This is a genomic window from Candidatus Rickettsia kedanie, assembly GCF_045865205.1.
Classification (GTDB): Bacteria; Pseudomonadota; Alphaproteobacteria; order Rickettsiales; family Rickettsiaceae; genus Rickettsia; species Rickettsia australis.
Window position 1 is genome coordinate 1 of sequence record NZ_BAABMM010000027.1, and the last position, 22,539, is coordinate 22,539.

Here is a 22,539-nt window from a genome sequence, read left to right on the forward strand (position 1 = left end):
TACGCTCAAGGCATTCAAGGCGAAATGAGAATTATTACTGAAAATCTATTAGCATTTTAATACATAACATATACTACTTTGTAAACCTTCACAAAATAAACTCACAATAACTATTTGTAACAGTGCCTTTAATTGTAATTATGGAAGGCTATCCGCCTGCAATTATAAGACCTCAAGAACGATTGCCTTATATTACGTCTTTAGAAACTGCACAGTTTGGTGGTTCAAAAGAAAAATATGAAAAGATTATTTATAACGCAGCTAACCGTTCACTTAATATTTACTTAAAGGCAATAATAGGCAAAGAGCCGTCAGATATTGGAAAATCAGAAAGATTAATGAAAATCGGGGAAAACTAGCTAAAGCCGCTAACGAAAATGTTTCTACAATCCGCTTTTGGACTAAGATGGGGTTACTTGAAATTGCTGATATTACCGATTCAAATTATCAACTTTATTCTAAAGAAGCACTTGAAAGATGCAAAAAAATTCAGGTATTGAAAAAACAGAGAGCAACTATAAACGAGATTAAAGATAGCTTCTTAGTATAGTACTGGACATTTTTTAAAAAGCTCTCGATGTCATCCATGTGAAAGCAGGGATCTAGGCTAAAAAATATTTAAAATTAAAGATTTTTTATTGGATAATTTTTTAAATAATGCTTTAAAAAGCTGTATTTAATTGGATTCCCGCTTCCGCGGGAATGACATAAAGTAAAAATTGTACGGTACAATAGCCTCTTAGACATAAAAATATCAAGTTAAATATTGCTTATATATTCTAATTAGTGTATTTTCGCTACGGATAAGCATTATAAAAATTATAGATTGGTGGGTTTATCCCACCTTTTTTGTTATAAACATCCAATATGCAAACTATTGAACAACAAATAACAAACGTAATAGAAGAATCCTTGACTGATATGGGATTTGAGTTAGTTCTTGTGAAGTTTAAAGGTGTTAACCATAAAGTAGTCGAGATATTGATTGATAGCTTAAACGGTGCAAAAATATCTGTGGAAGATTGTACTAAAGCAAGTAGGATGATCTCCGCTATTCTAGATGTTGAAGATTTAATAGAAGATGCATATTCTTTAGAGGTAGCATCAAGCGGTCTTGAACGTCCGTTAGTAAAATTTGAAAATTATAATAGATTTTTAGGAAGAGAAGTTAAAGTCAAACTTAAAGCATTATTGAACGGCAAAACTCGTTATCAGGGTAAAATAATTAAAGCCGAAAATAATAAAGTATATTTAAAATGTGAAGAACAAGAAGTACTAATTGATTATGATTTAATTAAAAATGCTAATCTAGTTTTAACTGAAGAAGTATTTAAAAAATTACTAGGTTCTGTGCAGGTTTCTAATTGATTGTCTATTTTGAGCTATTTTTAAAAAATAACCAAAATTAAATCTTTTTAGAAATTGTACGCAAGACCCTAAAGCAATAAGAGATAATGTATGTCTAATATAGGTAATGTAGAAATTTTACAAATTATAGATTCTGTAGCTCGTGAGAAAGGAATATCAAAAGAAATTTTGATTTCAACGGTTGAACAAGCGGTACAAGTAGCAGGACGAAAAAAATATGGTAATGAATATAATATTAAAGCTCAGATAAATAGGAAAACCGGTGAGATAAATCTTTTAAGAATCTTAAAAATAGTAGAAGATGTAGAAGATTACTTAACGCAAATCTCACTTGCAGAAGCTTTAAGAAAGAATCTGGAAGCTAAAATCGGTGATGAGATATATGAATATTTACCACCGATTGATCATGCTAGAGTATCGGCTCAAGTTGCAAAACAAGTTATAACTCAACGTGTTATAGAAGCTGAACGTGAAAAACAATATCATGACTTTAAAGATAGAAAAGGTGAAATTATAAACGGGATAGTTAAGAGAATAGAATACGGTGATATAATAGTTGACTTGAGTCATGCTGAAGCAATAATAAAAAAAGATCAATTAATGCAGGGTGAGAATTTTAAACCTAATGATCGTATAAAAGCATATGTACAGGATGTAAGGCAAGAAACAAAAGGACCGCAGATTTTCTTGTCTAGAGTAGATAACCAGATGCTAATTAAACTATTTAAGTTAGAAGTACCTGAAATTCTTGAAGATATTATTCAAATAAAATCAGTAGCACGTGATCCCGGTTCAAAAGCAAAAATAGCGGTATTTGCTTCGGATAGTAGTATAGATCCCGTAGGCTCATGCGTAGGTATTAGAGGTAATAGAGTAAAAGCAGTAACAAATGAGTTAAACGGAGAGAAAATTGATATAGTATTATGGAGTAATGATCTTGCACAGTTTATAGTTAACGCTCTTGCACCGCTTGCACCTGGAGAAATTACAAAAATTTTGATTGATGAGGATAGGCATAAGGTAGAAGTAGTAGTTTCACAAGAAAATCAAAGTATTGCAATAGGTAGAAGAGGGCAGAATGTTCGTTTAGCTTCTAAGCTTACAGGTTGGAATATCGATATAATGACTGAAGAGCAAGAATCAAAAAGAAGAAACGAAGAGTTCTTAACTTCTACGCAATTATTTATGGAAGCTTTAGATGTTGAAGAAGTTATAGGTCAGCTTTTATCGGTAACGGGATTTAATTCGGTAGAACAAATTGCCAGTATTGAGATTAGTACTTTAACAAGAATCGAAGGTTTTGAGGAAGAACTTGCAGTAGAGATCAAAAATCGAGCTATTAATTACGTCGACCTTAAGAATGAAAAGATTATCAAAAAGTTAGAGGATCTAGGAGTTGAGCAAGAATTAATAGATATATTAGCATTACCGCTTGAATTAATATTAAAATTTGCCGAATATGGTATAAAGACCATAGAAGATTTAGGAGAGATGAGTGTAAATGAATTTAAAAATTTAGTTCCAAATTCTAATATAACGGACGAAAATATTAAATTACTGATTCAAACTGCTAGACAGCACGGTGAATTAAAGGATAGTTAGAGGATGGGAATGTACGTCATTCCTGCGAAAGGGTGGTTGTATGAATCAAAAAACACGCTCGATGTCATTCCAGCGTAGGCGGGAATCCAGCATAAAGTGAGATGAATCGAGCTTTTAATTTCAAAAGCTTGCTATATTTATACTTTTTTTGGATTTCCGATTTCGCGGGAATGATAGCTATGTGGATAACATTTCTACGGGAATGATGTAATAAGTATAGATGGAAAAAACAGAAACACAAAGGTTTTAAATATGACGGATAACCAGGAAATCAAACCCAAAAAGTTGACACTTGGCAATTCAAAATTAGCGCTTAATAAGTCTTTTGACTCTCTTACAGGAGCTCAAAGCTTTGTTAATGCTAAATCTAAAACGCTAGTAGAAGTTAGAAAAAGCTCTACCGGTAGTACTACCCTTTCATTAAATAAAGAAAGAAATAGCTTAGATCAAACTGCTATTGATGCTAATAAGGAAGAATTTAACAGACGTTTATCTATTCTTAAAAAAGCTGCTGAGCAATCTAAATTAAATGACCCTTCACAAATAAGCACTTTAAGTAAACTTGCAAGTATTAACCAGTCTGCTAACTCAAAAATAGAACAGCTAGAAACTGATAAAGAAGTTGAACAAAAACAGCAAAATACCGAAGAAAATAAAGTAGGAGTTAGTGATAAAATCCTTCAAGATAATGAAGATATACCGTCACAAATATCTAAAAAGAAAGAAGAATCTTTTGTAAAGTCTCCTTTAGTAGGCATGCGAACACGTTATGGTATAGAATCAGAGAAAGAATTAGCTAAAACAGCAGATAGTAAAGTAGTTGCTCCAAAGATTAAGTTAGAAGAGCCAAAAAAATTCAAAAAAGCCGATCTTTTCAATATGCTTGGCGATGATGAAAGCGGTAGAGGTAGAACTAGAAGTCTTGCTTCTATAAAAAGAGCTAGAGAAAAAGAAAAGCGTAAATTAGTATCACAAGCACCTGAGAAAGTATATAGAGAAGTGACGATACCGGAAGTGATCGGAGTCGGCGATCTTGCAAATGCTATGTCTGAAAGAGTGGCAGATGTAATTAAGGCATTAATGCAGCTAGGTATTATTGCAAATGCCAGCCAAACAATAGATACCGATACAGCGGAACTAGTTGCAACAAATTTAGGGCATACGGTAAAAAGAGTTCAAGAATCAGATGTTGAAAATGTTTTAATTAGTGATGATAAGGTTGAAGATTTGAGAACGCGTGCTCCGGTTGTTACAGTAATGGGGCATGTAGATCACGGAAAAACATCATTACTTGACGCTCTTAAATCTACGGATATTGCTGCAAGTGAAACTGGAGGAATTACCCAGCATATCGGAGCTTATAGAGTAACTCTTGCAGACGGTAGAGCGATTACTTTTATTGATACTCCAGGTCACGAGGCTTTTTCAGAAATGCGGGTAAGAGGTGCTAAAGTAACGGATATAGTTATTATAGTGGTTGCAGCAGATGATGGAATCAAAACGCAAACGGTTGAGGCAATTAATCATGCAAAAGCAGCGGGCGTTCCTATAATTGTAGCTATTAATAAGATTGATAAGCCTGATATTGATATTGAGCGTATAAAGAATGAATTATATGTCCACGAAATTATAGGTGAAGAGGCAGGGGGTGACGTTATGGTTATTCCTATCTCGGCACTAAAGAAAATTAACTTAGATAAACTTGAAGAAGCGATTTTATTAGTTGCAGAAATGCAGGATTTAAAGGCAAGCCCTTTCGGTTCAGCTGCCGGTGTTGTAATTGAATCGAAAATCGAACAAGGAAGAGGAACGCTAACCACTATATTAGTTCAACGAGGTACTTTAAGAAACGGTGATATTATAATAGCAGGTAGCTCTTACGGTAAAGTTAAAAAGATGACTAATGATAAGGGACTAGAAATCGTAGAAGCAACACCATCTGTTCCCGTAGAAATTCAAGGTTTAAACGAAGTACCTTTTGCCGGCGATAAATTTAACGTAGTACAAAATGAGAAACAAGCAAAAGATATAGCCGAATATAGAATGCGTCTTGCTAAAGAAAAGAAAATATCTATTGCACCGCGTTCAAGTTTAGAAGATTTATTTTTAAAAGCTTCCGGTAATAGTAAAATTAAGGAATTACCTTTAATTATTAAAGGTGATGTTCAAGGGTCAGTTGAAGCTGTTTCAGGTAGCTTATTAAAATTACCGAGTGATGAAATAAAGCTTCGTATACTTCATAGCGGCGTAGGTCCGATCACGGAATCCGATGTATCTCTTGCACATGCTTCTTCAGCTATTATTGTTGGCTTTAACGTTAGAGCAGGGGCAAATGCTTTAACTGCCGCAGAAAAAGAAAAAGTCGATATTAGATATTATAGTATAATATATAATTTAATTGATGACGTAAAAGCCATTATGAGCGGTATGCTTGATCCGATTGTTAGAGAGCAATATATCGGAAGCGTAGAAATTAGACAAATATTTAATATTACCAAAGTCGGTAAAATTGCCGGTAGCTATGTAACTAAAGGGATTATTAAGCAAGGAGCGGGCGTACGCTTATTACGTGATAATGTAGTCATTCATGAAGGAAAACTCAAAACTTTAAAACGCTTTAAAGATGCAGTTAAAGAAGTTAGAGAAGGATATGAGTGTGGTATAGCATGTGAAAATTACGAAGATATTAGAGCAGGAGACACAGTTGAAGTTTTTGAGCTAGTTAAAGAACAGAGACAATTATAGTAGAATTTTTATTATATGTCATTCCCGCTTTTGCGGGGATGACATAAACGAGCCATGCAGGCAACGCCACGTTTCCGTGGGAATAATATTTAGTAGAATATCCCTCTGTGATAAATTAATCAATTTTAAGTAAAATATAATAAAAAGTTAATAATTATTAGCCTTTATCTTGACCTCCTCATAATTTCTATTACAATGCAACGCTGATTATTATAATAAGAAATGAGGAAGTATTATGGCAATAACATCAATGTTTAATAAGTTACAAAATTTAATCCCATATAATACTTATCCAAAGCCAGCCTCCTATCTTGCTAACGATGAATTTGAGTTTATAACTTCTCCAAAGCAAACTACTAATCAAGAAGAAAATACTGATTTTTTAGCAGCGTTAGATAATTAAATTAAGCAGTATGATGAAAAAAGTGCAAGATGTAATAAAAAAATAGTAGAAGCTCAAGCTAAATATCCTTTTTTAAATTCTAAAATAATCTTCCAAGAAGCAGTAAAGGTCAGGCAGATGCTCTAGGCATCTCTCAAATCAAATATACTGACGCTGAAGAAACATTTGATCTCTTAGATCAACTTGAAACTCTTTCTGATAATGAGTTAGTAGAAGAGATTTTAAATATGCCTGAAAATGAATTAGATGAAGTTGTTGAAAAGATGACATATGTAAAATTGGCAGCATTAATTAATAATATTTCCAATGAGCAAGCACAAAAATTAGTTAATTATATTTTGCCTTGGCATCTTGAAAAAGTAATAGATTTAATCACACAAGATAAGTTGGATAAATTATTGAATGAAAACCCTAATAATCTTTCTTTAGAAGAACTTGCCGAGCAGGAACTAAAAAAATTATCAAATGAGGATATTTCTGATGAATGGTTTGAAAATATAATTATTTTAGCAGGAGAAGAAAAATTTGCAGCAAAGCTTGATATTATTCCAAATGAAAATTTAGTAAGCATCATCAGTAATATTTCAAATGATAAGCTAGCAACAATAATTTCTCACGCCTCAGATGAAAGTATAGTAAGAATCATTAATATTAACTTACCAAAGATATTGCCTTGGCTTCCTTTTGAAAAAATTAAACGCATAACAACCTTAATGGACGATGAAGAGGTTGTAGAGCAGCTTGAAAGACAAGGAGCAGAACAGTATAAAAGCTTCTAATGAAGTATATCATGAAAATTTTGTAAATAATAGTTCTAGTGTTGGATTGTTAGGTAATAGTGAAAAAACCGGATATAATTCTGATGATTCTGGCATTGAAAGTGATTTTGACCCTAACGATAATTGGATAGAATACTTCTAATAAATAGGCACAATTACAGAGGATAAGATTCTTTTAAAGCTTATCCTTTTTAGCTATTTTAGCATCAGGTGGGCGTATATAAAGTGGTTCAATAAAGCTATTTAACTTCATACCGCTCGATAATCTACTAGCAATATATCTACAAATAATCCATGCTTTAATTCGTGCAAAACGTGGTAAGGTTATTATATTTGGTAAATGCATAATTTGGTGATATATAAATTCAAGTCCGCTACCGCAGCACACTATATTACCTTTCTCATTTGCAAGCAGCTTTATAGCATACTCGAAATCTATCAATAACGGCTCTTCTATTTCTCCTGATTTATGAAAAACCTGCATATAGAGCTGTGAGCGATAAGCGTTTAAAAAGACATATATTTTATCATAGTCTTTAACTTGAGTTATTGCTCTAAAGTAAGCATATTCAAAATTGCTAACCACTACTGCTTTAATATTTTTCTTGGCGAATAATATACCTTTAGCACAAGCAAGCCCTATTCTAATACCGGTAAAGCTACCTGGTCCGTTAGTTACCGATAAATAATCTAGATCATCATATGAACATTTAGCTGATTTCATCACATCTTCTATCATCGGCATGAGATTCTCTGCTTGCATAGCAGGGCGTAATTCTTCTATATATGCCAAAATATTCTTATTTTCGGATATTGCTACCGATGCAATATTATTGGCTGTGTCAAATGCTAGTATTTTCATAGATTATTATATTATTTGTAGCTACAAGGTGTCATTCCCGTGAGGTATTGTTGCGTGGATACTACCACGTTATTGCGAGCAGCCCGTAGGCTGTGTGTGGCAATCTAGAAAAAATAATAAAAATGCTATTTTATAGCATTTTTAACTGGATTGCTTCGTCAATTACTTCATAATTTCCTCTCGCAATAAAAACCAGTCCATACAACAAGACCGCTTTTAGCTAGCTATAGCACCCATTAAGTATATACTCCATAAAAGCTTGGCGTGCTTCAGGCTGTCTATTATTATGAAATAAATATCTATTAAAAAAATAGTTTGTTAGAGTTAAAGCTTGTCTTTTTTCTTCTAATGTAATCTCACTATCATCTGAAAGTAAAAATTTTGGTAAAATCAATAATTTATCTTTGTAAGGCTTCCCTACTTCATATGATAATGCTCTAGCTGATTTAGGTGATACATAGGTTAAATCAGTTGTAACATGAGTCACGCCACACTTGGTAAGATCAAGCTTATAACCCGTCTTGGCAAGTAAAGCCAGCTCAAAATTAATATAATCACGAAAACAAAAATTTTTTGATAAATTATCTAAATAGTTAAGTAGAAATGAAAAAAAATTAGAATGTCCTTCTCTTTCATGAAATAACTCTTTGATTAAAGATATAACGGAATTAAAGGCATATAATTTAGCTTTATTTATGATCAAATAACCAGTGTAAGATTTGATGAGTTCACATTTAGCCATGCCGATATGTTCGTGTAGTCTTGCCTGCCAAAGGAAATCTACAATATTCCCTTCCTGATATATAAATTTGCTTTTTTTAGAAGATTCTTTTACAACTCCCGAATATAAACCATGATTTTTAGTACAAACCGTAATAATCAATGTATTTTCTTTCAAAGGTTTTTTAGCAATTATTACTCCTACATCTTTGATATTCATAGTTTTTCCTTGGTATCATACCGCGGCTTGACCGCGGTATCCAGTCTTTTTTAATGTTTTTTGGATACCGTGGTCAAGCCACGGTATGACATAGAGTGTTTTTCCACTCCACCCAATAACCCTCTAGCTTCCTTAGAATCCCCTGTATATAATATATTCTTGTATCCTAGTTTGATTGCAGTAAATAACGCGGCGTGATCCTCTCCTACATTTACGGTAAGCTCTAAAACTTTTTTCGGAAATTCTTTAATTAAAGTTTTAAATATGTAATTAATTGCTAGCATACCGTAATATTTTACGCTAGAGGCATGATTTGTTAATATCAGCTGTTCTTCTATACTAGATAAAAAATTACGCGCTTCTTCCAAATTTACTACAACATACGTTTTCATCTAATTAGCTCTTTTAAATCCTTTAAATGTGAGACGGAAGATATAAAGTCATACGTTAAATGCTCAAGTTTAGAGCAGATAATCTTATTAAATCCAAGCTTTACGGCTTCTTTTATTCTTGTTTCTGCTTTTGCAGTTTTTCTTATCTCACCCGATAAGCTTATTTCTCCAAAAAAAACTCTTTGTTCAGGAACTGGTTTGCCTGTTGCGGCAGATATTAAGCTCGCTGCTACTGCGAGGTCCGAAGCAGGATCGACAATTTTAAGCCCTCCAGCTATGCTTAAATATACTTCATAATTAGCAAGATTAAGTCCTATCCTACTACTAAGCACGGCAAGTATCATTGATAATCTATTGGCATCCCAGCCCACCGCAGAGCGTCTAGGAGTTACCATATTTGAAGTTACTATGAGGGCTTGTACTTCCATAAGTAATGGTCTTGAGCCTTCAATTCCTGCAAAAATAGACGTACCTATAACGTTCTGCTCTCGCTTCATCAAAAATAGTTCAGACGGATTTGTTACTTCAATAAGCCCGCTGCCGCTCATCTCAAATACTCCTATTTCACCAACACCGCCAAAACGATTTTTATATGAACGTAAAATACGGAAATGATTATTATGATCTCCCTCAAAATATAGCACGGTATCAACTAAATGCTCAAGTATCTTAGGACCTGCTAGCTGACCGTCTTTAGTTACGTGACAGCTTAATAAAATAATTATATTGTTTTGCTTAGAATAATTAACAAGTTCATTTGCACATGTACGAATTTGTGAAACAGTGCCTGGAGGGGATGATAATTCTTTTGTGGTAATTGTTTGAATAGAATCAATCACTACTAAATTAATATTATTTTTATTAGCTTCTATACTCGCAATAATATCTTCCACATTAGTGGCTGCTAAAATATCGGTATTATAGTTAGTTAGATTTAACCTTATGGCCCTTAATTTTATTTGGTCTAACGATTCTTCGCCCGTTATATATAAGCAATTCATCTTTGGTGCAAAGTTACTTGCTGCTAGTTGTAGTAACAAAGTAGATTTGCCTATGCCAGGGTCTCCTCCTATCAATATAGCAGAACCAAGCACCAAACCGCCCCCTAGTACTCTATTTAATTCACCTATAGGGGTAGGGATGCGTAACTGTGCGGCTACGTGACCTGAAAGTTTATCGAAATCTTGTTTGCTACCTGTTGTAACAATTGCTTTATTTGAACTTACTATCTCTTCGACAATACTACCCCATACACCGCAGTCAAAGCACTGCCCCGACCATTTAAGACTAGTATTTCCACAGTTAGAACAGATATAATGCTTCTTGTCTTTGGTCATATTTATTTTTTAATGTCTTGTTACGTGGTTCTATGTTATTCCCGCCTACGCGGGAATAACATAGAGTAGGTTTTTCGAACCATGCGACAATGCCGATCAAGTCGTGGGATGACAACCATATCGCAAAACCAATAGCTTACTCTTACCATATAGTCTTTCGCATAAAATTTCAATATTTTCATCTAAAACATAATCATCTAGTTTAGCCATCTCAATAACTATTATAGTACCGTCTTTAAGCCAGTTGTTTTTTATCAGCAATTTCATTACTTTAGGCACTATATCCTTATGATAAGGGGGGTCTATAAATACAAGATCAAAAGCCTTATTTGCTTGCGGTATATTTAAGGCATTAATATTAACAAAATTAACTTTATCTTCGATATTTAGAGATTTAGCGAATTCTTCGGCTATTCTTAATGAAGATGTATCAATATCAATTAAGGTAGCAAAATCTGCTCCTCTTGATAGGCTTTCAAAAGCAAGGCTACCGCTACCGGCAAATAAATCGAGAATGTGGGGATTCTCGTTAAATAATTTATTACCGGTAAACTCACCGGAGGTTAATATACTAAATATTGCCTCTTTGAGCTTACCGGTGGAAGGTCGATATTTGATATTTTTAGCGGTAGGTATAATTTGGTTTCTATATTTACCGGATATTATTTTTAACACTTATTTAGTTATATGCTTCTTTTGTTGAATTTGTTTTTTTTGTCTTTTATTTTTTCGATAAATCCTTTGCTTGTAGTGTTAGGCTGAAATTTTGCTGCAAATTTACCAGGCTCTGTTTGTTGTTTTTCTACAGTTTTATCTTTCTTTTCTTTTATTTCTACTTTTGGCGTTTCTTGGTTTAAATTATTTTGTGCTTGTTTTAAAATATCTTGTTCTTTAGCTTTATCAATATTACTATTTACATTATTTAAATTTTTGTCCCTTTCTTTAGATTTTTCTGTCTCAGCTTTTTGTCTTGCTTGTTGTTTTTCTGTTACTAATTCATCAATATTTTCAGGAGGCGGTGAGATATATTTATCTATACTACTAGTTAAGTTTTTAAATGATTTCTGAAGATTGCGTAAAGGTTTTTGAGTAAGTTCATAAGTGCCGATAGCGACTAGACCTCCAGCTAAAATACCTGCTCCTAGAATAACAGCTTTAGTAGCAAGGGCTGTGCCGGTGACCAATAATACAGGCATCGCTACGAAAGGTGCAGCTGCTACTACAAGACCTGCTACTACGGCAAGCCCTACTAAAAATTTCTTACTTGATAAAAAATTTGTTACGCTGCTAATTCCTGATGTAGTAGTTTTAGCAATTTTTGTACAAAGCTGTCCTACTCCGGTTTTCAGAAACCAACCGCTTTTTTCTCTTGCATGAATTTTATCTTGTAATTTAGCATACTCGTTAACATTTGCAGATGTTTTTTTACCGTCTTTATCTTGATGATCCAAATTCCCTTTAGCCTCACCTTTAGTATCATGCATCTTTGTAGCATCGTTGAGTTTTGCTTTATCAAAATCTGCTCCTTCTTTATTAATTCCAGCTAGATTGGCTGCTTTTAGATTTGCTTGTTTTAGAGTTGCTTCTTTAAATATAGCATCACGTGCTTCTACTGCTTGCATATCAGCATTTTCAAGTACCGCTTTAGTGAAATTGGCTTTAGTAAGATCGGCACGCTGCATAATTACATTTTTAAAGTTAGCTTCCTTAGCATTAATATTTTTAGCAATAACATCAGAAATATTTAATCCTTCAGCTTCTGCTTTTTCTAAAGTAGCATTACTTAACTTAGCAAATTGTGCAGTTGCATTAGTAAGCGTAGCGTTTGTAAGATCAGCATATTCAAGATTTGCTTTATCAAGCTTTGCTTTTGTTAAATCAGCATTCTTAAGTTTAACACGCTGTATTATAGCTTCTCTTAAGTCAGCTTCTTTTAAAGATAGTATATTTTCAAATTCAGCATCGCTAAAATAGGCATTCCTTGCAGTTATGCCTTGCATGTTACATTGCTCTTTGAATTTTGCTTCTAACGCACGTGCATTATTCATAAAAGCATTTTCAAGATCAGTAGAAACGATATTTGCTTGATCTAGAAGTGCATTATTTAAAACTACTCCCTGCATTTGAACTCTTTGCATATCTGCATAAACAAGTGATATACCGGTAAGATTAGAATTTTTCCATTCTGAATCTTGAATAATTAACTTTTCGGCATCGGCATTAACCATCATAACAGTATTAAATTTGCTATTTGTTACCTCTGCTTCAGATAAATCTACTTTAGGCATGTAAGCTCTCGACATATCGCTATTTTCAATTTTACTATTTTGAAGATCAGCAAAAAGAAATCCTGCGTTACGAGCCGTAACATCTTGAAAAACAGCATTGTGTAAATTAGCTCCTTCAAAATTAGTAAAATCTAAATTACAATTTAAGATGTTAATATTTTCTAAATTCGCTGAAACAAATAATGTATTCTTCAGGTTAAGATTAGTAAGAGTTTTACCTGATAAATTAATGTCTGAAAGATCAGGAACTATATTTAAATCTTCTGAAAGGTTTTTTTTCTTTCTAACAAAATCGGTAAGAGATAATTTTGTGTCAGATTGTTTTGCTGCTTCAACTAAATATAGATCAAATTCGGCAGAAGTTAATTTTATATATTCTTTTGGTATATCACGTTCTTTGGCTGGCAAACCTATAATATATGACGGATCTAGTTTTACTTGTATTTTTTCATCTTTTAACTGCTCAAAAATATCTGCAAGACCGTTACCGCAGAACATTCTAAGATTATCTAAAGCATATATTTCAGTTTCTAATTTATTTACTTCATGCTGTAACTTATTGATTTTTTTTAGTTTGTTTTGTCGGTTTTGAGCAATAGTTTCTGCACTATTCCAAAAAGCATTTAAAAGATTGGTAACAATCCCAGGATTATCTAGGTTTTGCTTTAGAGTTTCTAACTCTTCTTGCTTAGTCTGTAGCTCTTTTGATTTAACTGTATGTAAAGTTTCTTCGTCTTCCGTAGCTAGAATATATTTCTTTTTATTCGTAACTTCATCTATAACTATTTCTTTAACACGTTCTTTTTCTAAATCCTTATCTATATATTTATTTAATCTTTCAAGATTTGAAAAAGATAGTTTTATATCTCGTATTTTATCTTTTAGATTGGGGATTTTATAGTTATCATAATCTTTATAATTAAAGTTTGTGTAATGAAGATTTGCTCCTCTAAAGTCGGTACCGATAAATGTACAATCATTAAATTTTACATTTGTTAAATCTGAATCACATAATATGGTATTTGTTAAGTCACAATTATTAAATACGGCATCTGTTAATATTGTACCTTGGAAATTAGCATTGACTAAATCTGCGTTAATTTCCATATTTTCTAAGCTAGTAATGATAATTTTATCATTATCTTCAGCGAAATATTTAGCTTTGATAAAATCATTTAATGAGACACTAGGGTTATCTTTTATATAACCAAGATAATCGTTTAAGTCTTTTTCTTCACATTTTTTATATATATTAAGATTTGTCATATGTTTTCTATTATGATTAGTGAAAATACGTTAATAATAACACATTACTAATTATTTTTCCAGTACTTGATTATTTATTTCTTTATAAGCTCCGGGTTTTAGATTATCTATTGTAAAACTACCATATTGAATCCTAATTAATTTGTGCACTTTTAGTCCAAAATACTCGAATATTCTTCTAATTTCACGATTTTTTCCTTCAAATAAAACTACTTCAAACCAGGAATTACTCTTATTTTGCTTAAGTAACTTTATCGAATGAGGATTATAAAATATCCCGTCAATTTCTAAATTTTTATAATCGCTTTTTAGTAGCATATCAGACTGCCCATATGCCCTAACATGATATACTCGCTTTAACCTATTTGAAGGTAGCTCAAACTGACGAGCTAAGTCACCGCTATTAGTTAGTAATAACAAACCTTCGCTATTTAAATCCAGCCTACCTATTGAAATAACACGAGGTAAACCTGTTAGCTGTTCAAAAACCGTTTTACGAGATAAGGGATCTTTATGAGTAGTAATTAAACCCACAGGCTTATAATAAATCCAAAGCCTTGGTTTTTGTATATTATTGATTAATATGCCTGATACTTCAATTTGATTACTAATATCAACATTTGTAGCCGGTGATAAAATTGTAATGCCGTCTACTTTTACCTGTCCTTCAGCTATCAGCTTTTCAGCATCACGCCTAGAACATATTCCTGCATTACTAATTATTTTGGCTAATCTTTGCATTTTTAAATATAGTAAATTTCATAGACATCTTTCTAAACCGGCTTCTAGAGGTTATTTAGAAAGATGTCTAATAAAAACATAACCTTAAAAAGCAATATTAATAATTTGACATAAATAATTAATATAATTATACTACATTGTCAATTGTCACATATATTTTAACAAAATTACACGAATGTTAATTTTACTTATCAAAACCTTTTTCTTTAAAATCTTATCTTCTTTTTTTAGCTGATTTTCTTTTTAGCAAAAATTACATACTTTTTTTCTTTAATCTAAACTTCGTTAAATTATGCAAAAACTTATTGGTTCGATCCTGTTAATGTCCCTATCGGGGATGAGAAATCCCTCGCCTTTAGGCGAAGGGAAGATATAATGAAGTTGCCTTGGCAACGAATTTATAAAGAGATATGAGGAGTTATAGAAATAGTATTCTTATTGTAGTATATCATAATAATCCAACATTTTATCAACAAATGATTACCAGTAATGTAAAAGTCGGAGATTGAATTAAGGAATTAAGTAATATAGCAAAATGGCAGTACGTACAATTATTAGTTTAGATAATTTCAACTCTTGCTATCGCTACCTCAATACTCGGAGTAGGAGTAGGGCTATGTGATTCCCTTAAAACTATGTTTATGAATTCGATACTGAATGTAGTACTTCGTAATATGACCGCTTCTATTGTTACTATATTACTGGCTTATATTATAGCAGTAGTAGTACCTAATGCTTTTATTACAATTTTAGGGTTTGCCGGTATGATTCTTGTAATAATTGCAAAAACGATATCTAATTATTATATGCGTAATTATCGGAATGCTTATAATGGGCTATGAACTTGTTAATATAGTAACTAAATAAACTATTAAATACTATGATAGTAGAAAAAATATTAAAAACAATAAAACAAGTAAGAAATAACGGGCAAATCTCATTAGGAAAAAAATACGCAGGAAAACAGATACAAGTTTTAACCTTAAGTGATGGTACTATAATAATAAAGCCCGGTAAGTTTATTCCTGATAATGAGATGTGGCTTTATAATAACAATAATAATGAGTTGCTTGATAAAGCAATAAAATGGGTAGAAAAAAATAAACGACGTAAAAATTTTGATGAAATAATTGATATTCTCTGGCTTTCCGATGTCATTCCTGCGTAGGCGGGGATCCAGAAAATGACTTTCACCCCGTGGCTTGACCACAGGGTCCAGTTAAAAATACTAAAATTTAGTATTTTAAAGTTGTATTTTTGGATACCGCGATTAAGTCGCGGTATGACAACGGTGGCTTCCCGCGTCCGCGGGAATGACATAAATTGACCCATGCAACAACGCCTTTAGTCGTTCGCAATGACGTTAAGGCAATTCTGATTTAAACAGAATAAAAAGTTCTTTTCTTCAAATTACCAAATTTAGAAAATTGACTATCATAATAAAGCGGAACATTTCCAACCGGTCCGTTACGATGCTTTGCAACAATTATGTCGGCAATATTATATACTTTATTGAGCTTATCTAACCATTCGGCATGTTTAGCATCGCCTGCTGCCGGTTCTTTTCTAGTTAAATAATATTCTTCACGGTAAATAAACATTACTATATCTGCATCCTGTTCTATAGTTCCTGATTCTCTAAGGTCAGATAGCATAGGTTTTTTGTCCTCACGCAGTTCTACCGCTCTTGAAAGCTGAGATAAGGCGATCACCGGAATATTTAACTCTTTTGCTATCGCTTTTAAACCTTGTGTAATCTCTGAAATTTCGCTAACTCTATTTTCGGATTTAGTCGCTCCTCTAATTAATTGTAGATAATCGATAAATAATATACCAAGATTATGCTTGCGTTTCATTCTTCTAGCTCTTGTTCTTATAGTGGAAATAGATAGAGCAGGGGTATCATCGATAAAAAATTGTAATTCCGATAAAGTATTTGCTTCTTTGCGAAGACGGTTATATTTTTCTTCACCTAGAACCCCCGTACGAAGAGAAGTAGAATCAATTTCTGCACACATTGAAAGTAGACGTGTGGTTAGCTGTTCTGAGGACATTTCTAACGAGAAAAAACCTACCGACTGAATTTCTTGATTATCCATAATATTTTTAAGACGCATATTATTACAGGCGTTAAGTGCAAGATTTATAGCAAATGCCGTTTTACCCATCGACGGACGTCCTGCAAGAATTATAAGATCGGAATTATGAAAGCCGAATAATTTATTATCGAGATCAAGCAAACCGGTAGATATACCGATTACGTGATCATTATTTTTCATAGCCCTATTAATATTAGCTAGTGACTCTGAAATAGATATACCGATTTTGGTAAAACTTTTTTCATTCAAGCCTTCGCTAGCTAAATCGTAAAGTTTAGCTTCGGCATATTCAATCTGTTCCTTTGCTTCAACTTCTAATGAAGAATTATAGGCATTATTTACTACTTCTTCACCGATATTTATTAAATTACGCTTTATTGCTAAATCATATATTATTTTACCGTAATCAACCGGATTTATTACCATCATTGACATAGTGATCAATTTTGCTAAATACTCCGCTCCTTCTATTTCTTGAAATAGTTTATCTTGAGTTAACATACTACGTAAAGTAATAGGTGTAGCTATCAAACCTTTTTCGGTAATTTTTTCAATTGCGTTATATATTTTTTGATGAATAGGTTCAAAAAAATGTTCCTCACGTAAAAATTCCGATACGTAATTTAGTAATTCATTATTGGTTAAAATCGCCCCAAGTAGCATTTGCTCTGCTTGAACATTTGAAGGTAAAACCCTTGGTACGGGTAAATTATCTTCATCATCAGTTAGTATATTTTTGTTGTTATTTATTTTATTATGTGCCATTTTGTTTGTTAAAGTTTATTGGGGTTTGAAAAGTATACAGTGTCATCCCGTGATTTATTCACGGGATCCAGTTAAAAGTACTAACAATGTTAGTACTTTAGTTATTTTTCTGGATACCGTGGTCAAGCTACGGTATGACATCGAACGCGTTTTTCGATCCACGCAGGAATAACATCTACTTTACCTAAACACTCCTCCAGCGTTTAATTAAATTAGTTTCAATATCAAAAAAATCTAAAACTCTACTAATAGAATGGTTCACTATCTCATCTATTGCTTTAGGATTATTATAAAAAGCCGGCACGGGCGGTGCTATGATACCGCCGTAATTCGCTACTTTTAACATATTTTCTAAATGTCCAATATGCAAAGGCGTTTCACGAGTCATTAAAATAAGTTTTCGTCTGTCTTTAAGTACAACTCCTGCCGCTCTACTAATTAAACTATCTTCCATTGAGTGAGCAATACTTGCTAAGGTCTTCATACTACAAGGGGCTATTACCATCCCCAAAGTTTTAAAAGAACCGCTTGAAATAGCAGCTCCTAAATCTTTATCATCATAACAATAATTCGCTAGAAACTTAACTTTATCTATAGAATATTTGGTTTCGAGCTTTATAGTAAGAGCTGCTCCCTCTGAAATAACCAAATGAGTCTCGATATTTTGCTCTTTTAGTACTTCAAGCAAACGAATACCGTATATAGCACCTGATGCTCCGGAAATTGCTATAATAATCTTTTTATCTCTTATCATCTAAATTTCTACAATCCATTAAATTTAGTATATAGTATATAATAAAAAAAAAATTATAAAATACATTATATATGCGAATAGCAAAAATATTATTACCGGCAGCAAAATTATTCCCTTTAGATTATTTAATAGCTGAAGATTTAGAGCTAAATATCGGTGATCTTGTTGTAGTGCCTTTTAGAAATAAGGAATTAACCGGCATAATATGGGAGTTCACCACTATTCCTGAAGCAAAAAAGCTAAAAACCGTAAAAGAAAAAGTACCTTTAAATTTAAATATGACTTTAGAAGTTGTAGAATTAATTAAATGGATGAGTAGCTACTATATGTCAGAACTTGGGAGCATAGCTAAGTTAGTATTACCTATAGATATTGCTGAAAAACCGATTAAAGTTAAAGAGCAGAAAGTAAATAATAACTTTGTGCTACCTAATTTGTCAGAAGAGCAGAATAGGGCAGTAACAGTCTTAAATGAAAGCCGTAAGCCTGTGATTATTAAAGGTGTTACGGGGTCAGGTAAAACGGAAATATATTTTCATCTAATAGCAGACTACTTAGCAAAAGGCAAACAAGTGCTTGTTATGTTGCCTGAAATTGCTTTAAGTACACAAATTATTAATCGTTTTATAGAGCGATTCGGTTTTGAGCCTATCATATGGAACTCAAACGTTACCAAAGCTCAAAAGAAAATGATTTTAAGAGGTATATTAAGCGATAAAGTTAAAGTAGTAATTGGGGCTAGAAGTAGTTTGTTTTTACCTTTTAAAAATCTCGGTTTAATAGTGATAGATGAGGAGCATGACGATTCCTATAAACAAGATGACGGTATATTATATAATGCTAGGGATACGGCTATCGTAAGAGGTAGATTTGATAAAGCACAAATCGTTTTGTGTTCGGCAACACCATCTATTGAAACGATATATAATATAGAAACAGGTAAATATCAACGAGTTACATTGGTTAATAGATATAAAGATGTCGATTTGCCAAATATAGAAATAATTGACATGACTAAAGAAAAGCTAGCTAAGAATTCCTATTTATCCAAGATTCTTATAGAAGCTATCAAAGATAATTTAGATAATAAAAAGCAAGTATTATTATTTCTTAATAGGCGTGGTTATGCTCCGCTCATGCTATGCAAAGCTTGCGGTTACAGATTTACCTGTAAATTCTGCTCTTCTTGGATGGTAGTACATAAAGCCACTAAAAAACTTGAATGTCACCATTGCGGTTATCAAAGTAAAATTTTTAGTGCTTGTCCTGAATGTCTAGAGGGTGAAACATTAACTATCTGTGGCCCAGGAATAGAAAGGATAGAGGAAGAAGCAAAGGCACTTTTTCCTGAGAGTAAAATTGCGTTGATAAGTAAAGATCATGCTAAAAATCCGGAAAAAATAGTACAACTTCTACATCAAATGGAAAATCTAGAAATTGATATATTAATAGGAACGCAAATGATAACGAAAGGCTATCATTTTCCGAATCTTACTTTAGTTGGAGTAATAGATGCTGACCTTGGCAGTAATAATGCCGACCTTAGAGCATCTGAGCGAACTTTTCAGCTACTGCATCAAGTAGGCGGTAGAGCGGGTAGGGGAGATAGTAAAGGTGTAGTATATTTACAAAGCTATTATCCTGATAATATAATTTTTAGTTATGTTAAAGCCGGTGATGAAGATAGTTTTTTTGCGAATGAACTTGAAATAAGAAAATCAGCAGATATGCCGCCATTTTCTAAAACAGCATCGATAATTTTATCAGGTTCTAGTGAATCTAAAATTCTAGAAATAGCACGCGATATGGTACGAATTGCACCGAAAGCAAACGTGAAAATTTTAGGACCGGCAAGCTCATTAATGTCAAAGCTCGCTGGTAAATATCGTTACCGGATACTCATTATAGCTGGTAAGAAATTTAATTTGCAGAAATATTTAAAATTTTGGCTAAGCCTTATAAAAATTCCTTCTTTTTGCCATCTAAAAATAGATATCGATCCTAAAAGTTTTTATTAGCTTCTATATCTTTCTCCTTTATTCTTTGACGGTGGAACATTAGATGAATGAGGAGAAGGATTAGTAAGAGATTTTTGTATTTCTGCTATAGCTTTTTTAGTATTTTGAGTAGAATTTTTTATAGCGTCTTTATAAAAATATTTTTCCAAATAGGATTATTATCCATTTTTGTAGTTTCTTCACACCATTTACCTAACTCTTTCAGTTTTGCTTCAACTTTAGTTAGCAGCTGGATTATGTTTATTATCATCATAAATTTGAATAAGGTTGTTTACTTTTTCTTGAAATTCAATGTGTTTTCTACTGTGTTTTAAATTAGCTATTATATCATCACTGTTTACTAATTCTCTAAGATTATTAATTATATCAGATAATTTAGGTGGCTCAGGTAATTTATAATGTTGATTGATTTTCTCAAATTTATCTTTATGTGGATGATTCTTTATTAGCTCATCTTCTATAAAAGAAACAAACGCTTTTTGATGTACTACTACTTGATTTATTAGTTGTCCTAATGATTGTTCATAAGCTTTAACAGTAACGTCAAGACGCTTTCCTGCCATAGCAATTGCTTAATTCTATATAGCGGCTAAATTCCAGAATAAAAGCATCTTTGGTATCAATATTATGATTTTAAAAAATTTCTCTATTTTTTCTTGTACGGTTAAATTGGATTGTTTTTTAGGTGTTTCTTCCGGTACTTTTGTTCGTTCCGGAAACGGTTTTGAAAAAATAATAGGCTTTTGGGTTTCAACTTGTGGAGATGGGGTATCGACAAATATATCAAGTGCTTGGGAATGTGTAGTTAAGTCAGTCTGTTTTTTTATGTTCCTCGTTCCATGCCTTGATTTTCTCAGGAGTAGGTTTTGGAGGAACAGCCGGTTTTGTATTTTTTTTGGTGGGGTATCTGACGTATTTGTTTTGTTGTCCCACTCTTTTATTCTATCTTTTACTGATTTTGGCATATTATCTTGTGCCATATTAAATTCCTATATTTATTTACATAATTAAACCATATCTTTATTTTCGTTAGTTTGCTTAAATTTTTTATAAATTGCAGAAAAATTTCTTTTTGTAATGCAATATTTTTACTATAAGATAGTTAAGTTATATATTTTATACATTAGAATCCAAGTTATTAACTAAAATGAGATATGAATTTTATGTACCCCCATATTAGACTTAGAAGAAATAGAAAAGCTTTTTGGCTTAGAGAGTTAATAGCCGAAAGTAATTTATCGATTAGTGATTTAGTATTGCCTTTATTTGTTGTTGAAGGACATAATGAAAGACAAGAAATTAAGACTATGCCCGATATATATCGTTTATCGATCGATCAAATAGTAGCAACGGCAAAAGAAGCAGCAGAGCTTGGTATTAATGCTATTGCATTATTTCCGAGTATTGATCAAGGTCTAAAAAGTGAAAATGCCGACGAGGCTTATAATTTAGATAATTTAATATGTAGAACTATTAGAAGCATCAAAAACGCTAATATCGATATCGGTATAATATGTGATGTAGCACTTGATCCTTACACTACAAGCGGTCATGACGGTATTGTGCATTACGTGGAAGTGGATAATGATAGATCGGTAAGAGCTTTATGTAATCAAGCATTAGTACTCGCAAAAGCTGGAGTAGATATTGTTGCACCTTCCGATATGATGGATGGAAGAATCGGGGCTATAAGGGAATATCTTGACAAAGAGGGATTTATAAATGTTGGAATTCTTGCTTATGCCGCTAAATATGCTTCAAGCTTTTACGGTCCGTTTCGTGATGCTGTTAAGAGTAATAAAAAGAATTATTTAGATAAATCAAGCTATCAAATGGATGTACGTAATGTTAAGGAAGCAATGCTTGAGATTGAGCATGATATAGCAGAGGGAGCCGATATGGTAATGGTTAAACCGGGTATGATGTTTTTGGATGTTATTCGTGAAGCGGCCAATAATTTTAATGCTAAACTTTTTGCATATCAGGTTAGCGGAGAATATGCAATGTTAAAATTTGCAGCAGAAGCAGGAGTAATTGATTGGGAGAGAGCTTTGATGGAGTCATTAATTAGTTTTAAACGTGCCGGTGCAACAGGTATATTTACCTATGCTGCTCTTGAAGTAGCTGAAATATTAAAGAACAATAAAATTAAGTAGCAAACGGCTTCTATCTTTAATATA

19 protein-coding genes and 3 pseudogenes are annotated in these 22,539 nt (G+C 32.6%); 10 read left to right on the top strand and 12 right to left on the bottom strand.

The window, feature by feature from the left end; translation table 11 throughout:
• The first annotated feature begins 140 nt into the window (after positions 1 to 140).
• From ACKTSD_RS03620 to ACKTSD_RS03645, 6 genes and pseudogenes are all read left to right on the top strand, one after another.
• On the top strand, positions 141 to 359 hold the full coding sequence (locus tag ACKTSD_RS03620; protein WP_412708046.1) for a hypothetical protein: 219 nt from the start codon (positions 141 to 143) through the stop codon (positions 357 to 359).
• A gap of 47 nt (positions 360 to 406) precedes the next feature.
• Entirely contained in the window at positions 407 to 550 is a 144-nt protein-coding gene (locus tag ACKTSD_RS03625; RefSeq protein ID WP_412708047.1) for a MerR family transcriptional regulator, read from the top strand.
• A gap of 317 nt (positions 551 to 867) precedes the next feature.
• Positions 868 to 1,368, top strand: a complete 501-nt coding sequence (rimP, locus tag ACKTSD_RS03630; RefSeq protein ID WP_412708048.1) for a ribosome maturation factor RimP — start codon at positions 868 to 870, stop codon at positions 1,366 to 1,368.
• A gap of 90 nt (positions 1,369 to 1,458) precedes the next feature.
• On the top strand, positions 1,459 to 2,970 hold the full coding sequence (gene nusA, locus ACKTSD_RS03635) for a transcription termination factor NusA (RefSeq protein WP_412708049.1): 1,512 nt from the start codon (positions 1,459 to 1,461) through the stop codon (positions 2,968 to 2,970).
• Between the two features lie 252 nt (positions 2,971 to 3,222).
• The gene (infB, locus tag ACKTSD_RS03640) at positions 3,223 to 5,715 is read left to right on the top strand and encodes a translation initiation factor IF-2 (RefSeq protein ID WP_412708050.1); all 2,493 of its coding nucleotides are present in this window, start codon (positions 3,223 to 3,225) and stop codon (positions 5,713 to 5,715) included.
• Between the two features lie 235 nt (positions 5,716 to 5,950).
• Positions 5,951 to 7,039: pseudogene (locus tag ACKTSD_RS03645) on the top strand (hypothetical protein).
• A gap of 33 nt (positions 7,040 to 7,072) precedes the next feature.
• Here the strand turns inward: ACKTSD_RS03645 and tsaB are convergent.
• The 7 genes and pseudogenes from tsaB to ACKTSD_RS03680 form a co-directional block, all read right to left on the bottom strand.
• Positions 7,073 to 7,759 carry a tRNA (adenosine(37)-N6)-threonylcarbamoyltransferase complex dimerization subunit type 1 TsaB gene (tsaB, locus tag ACKTSD_RS03650; RefSeq protein ID WP_412708051.1) on the bottom strand — a complete coding sequence of 229 codons (687 nt, stop codon included), beginning with the start codon at positions 7,757 to 7,759 and terminating at the stop codon, positions 7,073 to 7,075.
• 220 nt (positions 7,760 to 7,979) lie between these two features.
• On the bottom strand, positions 7,980 to 8,699 hold the full coding sequence (gene recO, locus ACKTSD_RS03655; protein ID WP_412708052.1) for a DNA repair protein RecO: 720 nt from the start codon (positions 8,697 to 8,699) through the stop codon (positions 7,980 to 7,982).
• Between the two features lie 50 nt (positions 8,700 to 8,749).
• A complete protein-coding gene (locus tag ACKTSD_RS03660; RefSeq protein ID WP_456237195.1) occupies positions 8,750 to 9,091 on the bottom strand; it encodes a hypothetical protein in 342 nt (113 codons plus the stop codon).
• The gene (radA, locus tag ACKTSD_RS03665) at positions 9,088 to 10,428 is read right to left on the bottom strand and encodes a DNA repair protein RadA (protein ID WP_412708053.1); all 1,341 of its coding nucleotides are present in this window, start codon (positions 10,426 to 10,428) and stop codon (positions 9,088 to 9,090) included. Before radA ends, ACKTSD_RS03660 begins: the two co-directional genes overlap by 4 nt.
• A 96-nt stretch (positions 10,429 to 10,524) precedes the next feature.
• Positions 10,525 to 11,103, bottom strand: a complete 579-nt coding sequence (gene rsmD, locus ACKTSD_RS03670; protein ID WP_412708054.1) for a 16S rRNA (guanine(966)-N(2))-methyltransferase RsmD — start codon at positions 11,101 to 11,103, stop codon at positions 10,525 to 10,527.
• A gap of 4 nt (positions 11,104 to 11,107) precedes the next feature.
• Positions 11,108 to 13,982 (bottom strand): annotated as a pseudogene (locus ACKTSD_RS03675) (pentapeptide repeat-containing protein).
• Between the two features lie 51 nt (positions 13,983 to 14,033).
• A complete protein-coding gene (locus ACKTSD_RS03680) occupies positions 14,034 to 14,723 on the bottom strand; it encodes a pseudouridine synthase (RefSeq protein ID WP_412708055.1) in 690 nt (229 codons plus the stop codon).
• Between the two features lie 593 nt (positions 14,724 to 15,316).
• On the opposite strand from ACKTSD_RS03680, the gene ACKTSD_RS03685 reads away from it, so the two are divergent.
• Together ACKTSD_RS03685 and ACKTSD_RS03690 are read left to right on the top strand one after the other, a co-directional pair.
• Positions 15,317 to 15,565 carry an aromatic amino acid transport family protein gene (locus tag ACKTSD_RS03685; RefSeq protein WP_412708095.1) on the top strand — a complete coding sequence of 83 codons (249 nt, stop codon included), beginning with the start codon at positions 15,317 to 15,319 and terminating at the stop codon, positions 15,563 to 15,565.
• Between the two features lie 38 nt (positions 15,566 to 15,603).
• Positions 15,604 to 15,807: pseudogene (locus tag ACKTSD_RS03690) on the top strand (hypothetical protein); the annotation flags it as partial.
• A 295-nt stretch (positions 15,808 to 16,102) separates the two neighbouring features.
• On the opposite strand, the gene ACKTSD_RS03695 reads toward ACKTSD_RS03690, so the two are convergent.
• Together ACKTSD_RS03695 and ACKTSD_RS03700 are read right to left on the bottom strand one after the other, a co-directional pair.
• Positions 16,103 to 17,587 (bottom strand): replicative DNA helicase, encoded by a 1,485-nt coding sequence (locus ACKTSD_RS03695; RefSeq protein ID WP_412708056.1) that lies wholly within the window; start codon positions 17,585 to 17,587, stop codon positions 16,103 to 16,105.
• A gap of 184 nt (positions 17,588 to 17,771) precedes the next feature.
• Positions 17,772 to 18,341: a UbiX family flavin prenyltransferase gene (locus ACKTSD_RS03700; protein ID WP_412708057.1), complete on the bottom strand. Its 570-nt coding sequence runs from the start codon at positions 18,339 to 18,341 to the stop codon at positions 17,772 to 17,774.
• A 71-nt stretch (positions 18,342 to 18,412) separates the two neighbouring features.
• Here ACKTSD_RS03700 and ACKTSD_RS03705 point away from each other — a divergent pair, with 71 nt between their 5' ends.
• A complete protein-coding gene (locus tag ACKTSD_RS03705; RefSeq protein ID WP_412708058.1) occupies positions 18,413 to 20,359 on the top strand; it encodes a primosomal protein N' in 1,947 nt (648 codons plus the stop codon).
• On the opposite strand, the gene ACKTSD_RS03710 is transcribed toward ACKTSD_RS03705, so the two are convergent.
• The 3 genes from ACKTSD_RS03710 to ACKTSD_RS03720 all read right to left on the bottom strand — a co-directional run bounded on the left by ACKTSD_RS03710 (position 20,356) and on the right by ACKTSD_RS03720 (position 21,339).
• Complete coding sequence (locus ACKTSD_RS03710; protein ID WP_412708059.1) at positions 20,356 to 20,508, bottom strand: hypothetical protein; 153 nt, start codon at positions 20,506 to 20,508, stop codon at positions 20,356 to 20,358. The genes ACKTSD_RS03705 and ACKTSD_RS03710 overlap by 4 nt on opposite strands.
• 69 nt (positions 20,509 to 20,577) lie before the next feature.
• Positions 20,578 to 20,922, bottom strand: a complete 345-nt coding sequence (locus tag ACKTSD_RS03715) for a hypothetical protein (RefSeq protein ID WP_412708060.1) — start codon at positions 20,920 to 20,922, stop codon at positions 20,578 to 20,580.
• Between the two features lie 15 nt (positions 20,923 to 20,937).
• Entirely contained in the window at positions 20,938 to 21,339 is a 402-nt protein-coding gene (locus ACKTSD_RS03720; RefSeq protein ID WP_412708061.1) for a hypothetical protein, read from the bottom strand.
• Between the two features lie 183 nt (positions 21,340 to 21,522).
• On the opposite strand from ACKTSD_RS03720, the gene hemB reads away from it, so the two are divergent.
• Entirely contained in the window at positions 21,523 to 22,515 is a 993-nt protein-coding gene (gene hemB / locus ACKTSD_RS03725; RefSeq protein ID WP_412708062.1) for a porphobilinogen synthase, read from the top strand.
• Positions 22,516 to 22,539 lie beyond the last annotated feature (24 nt).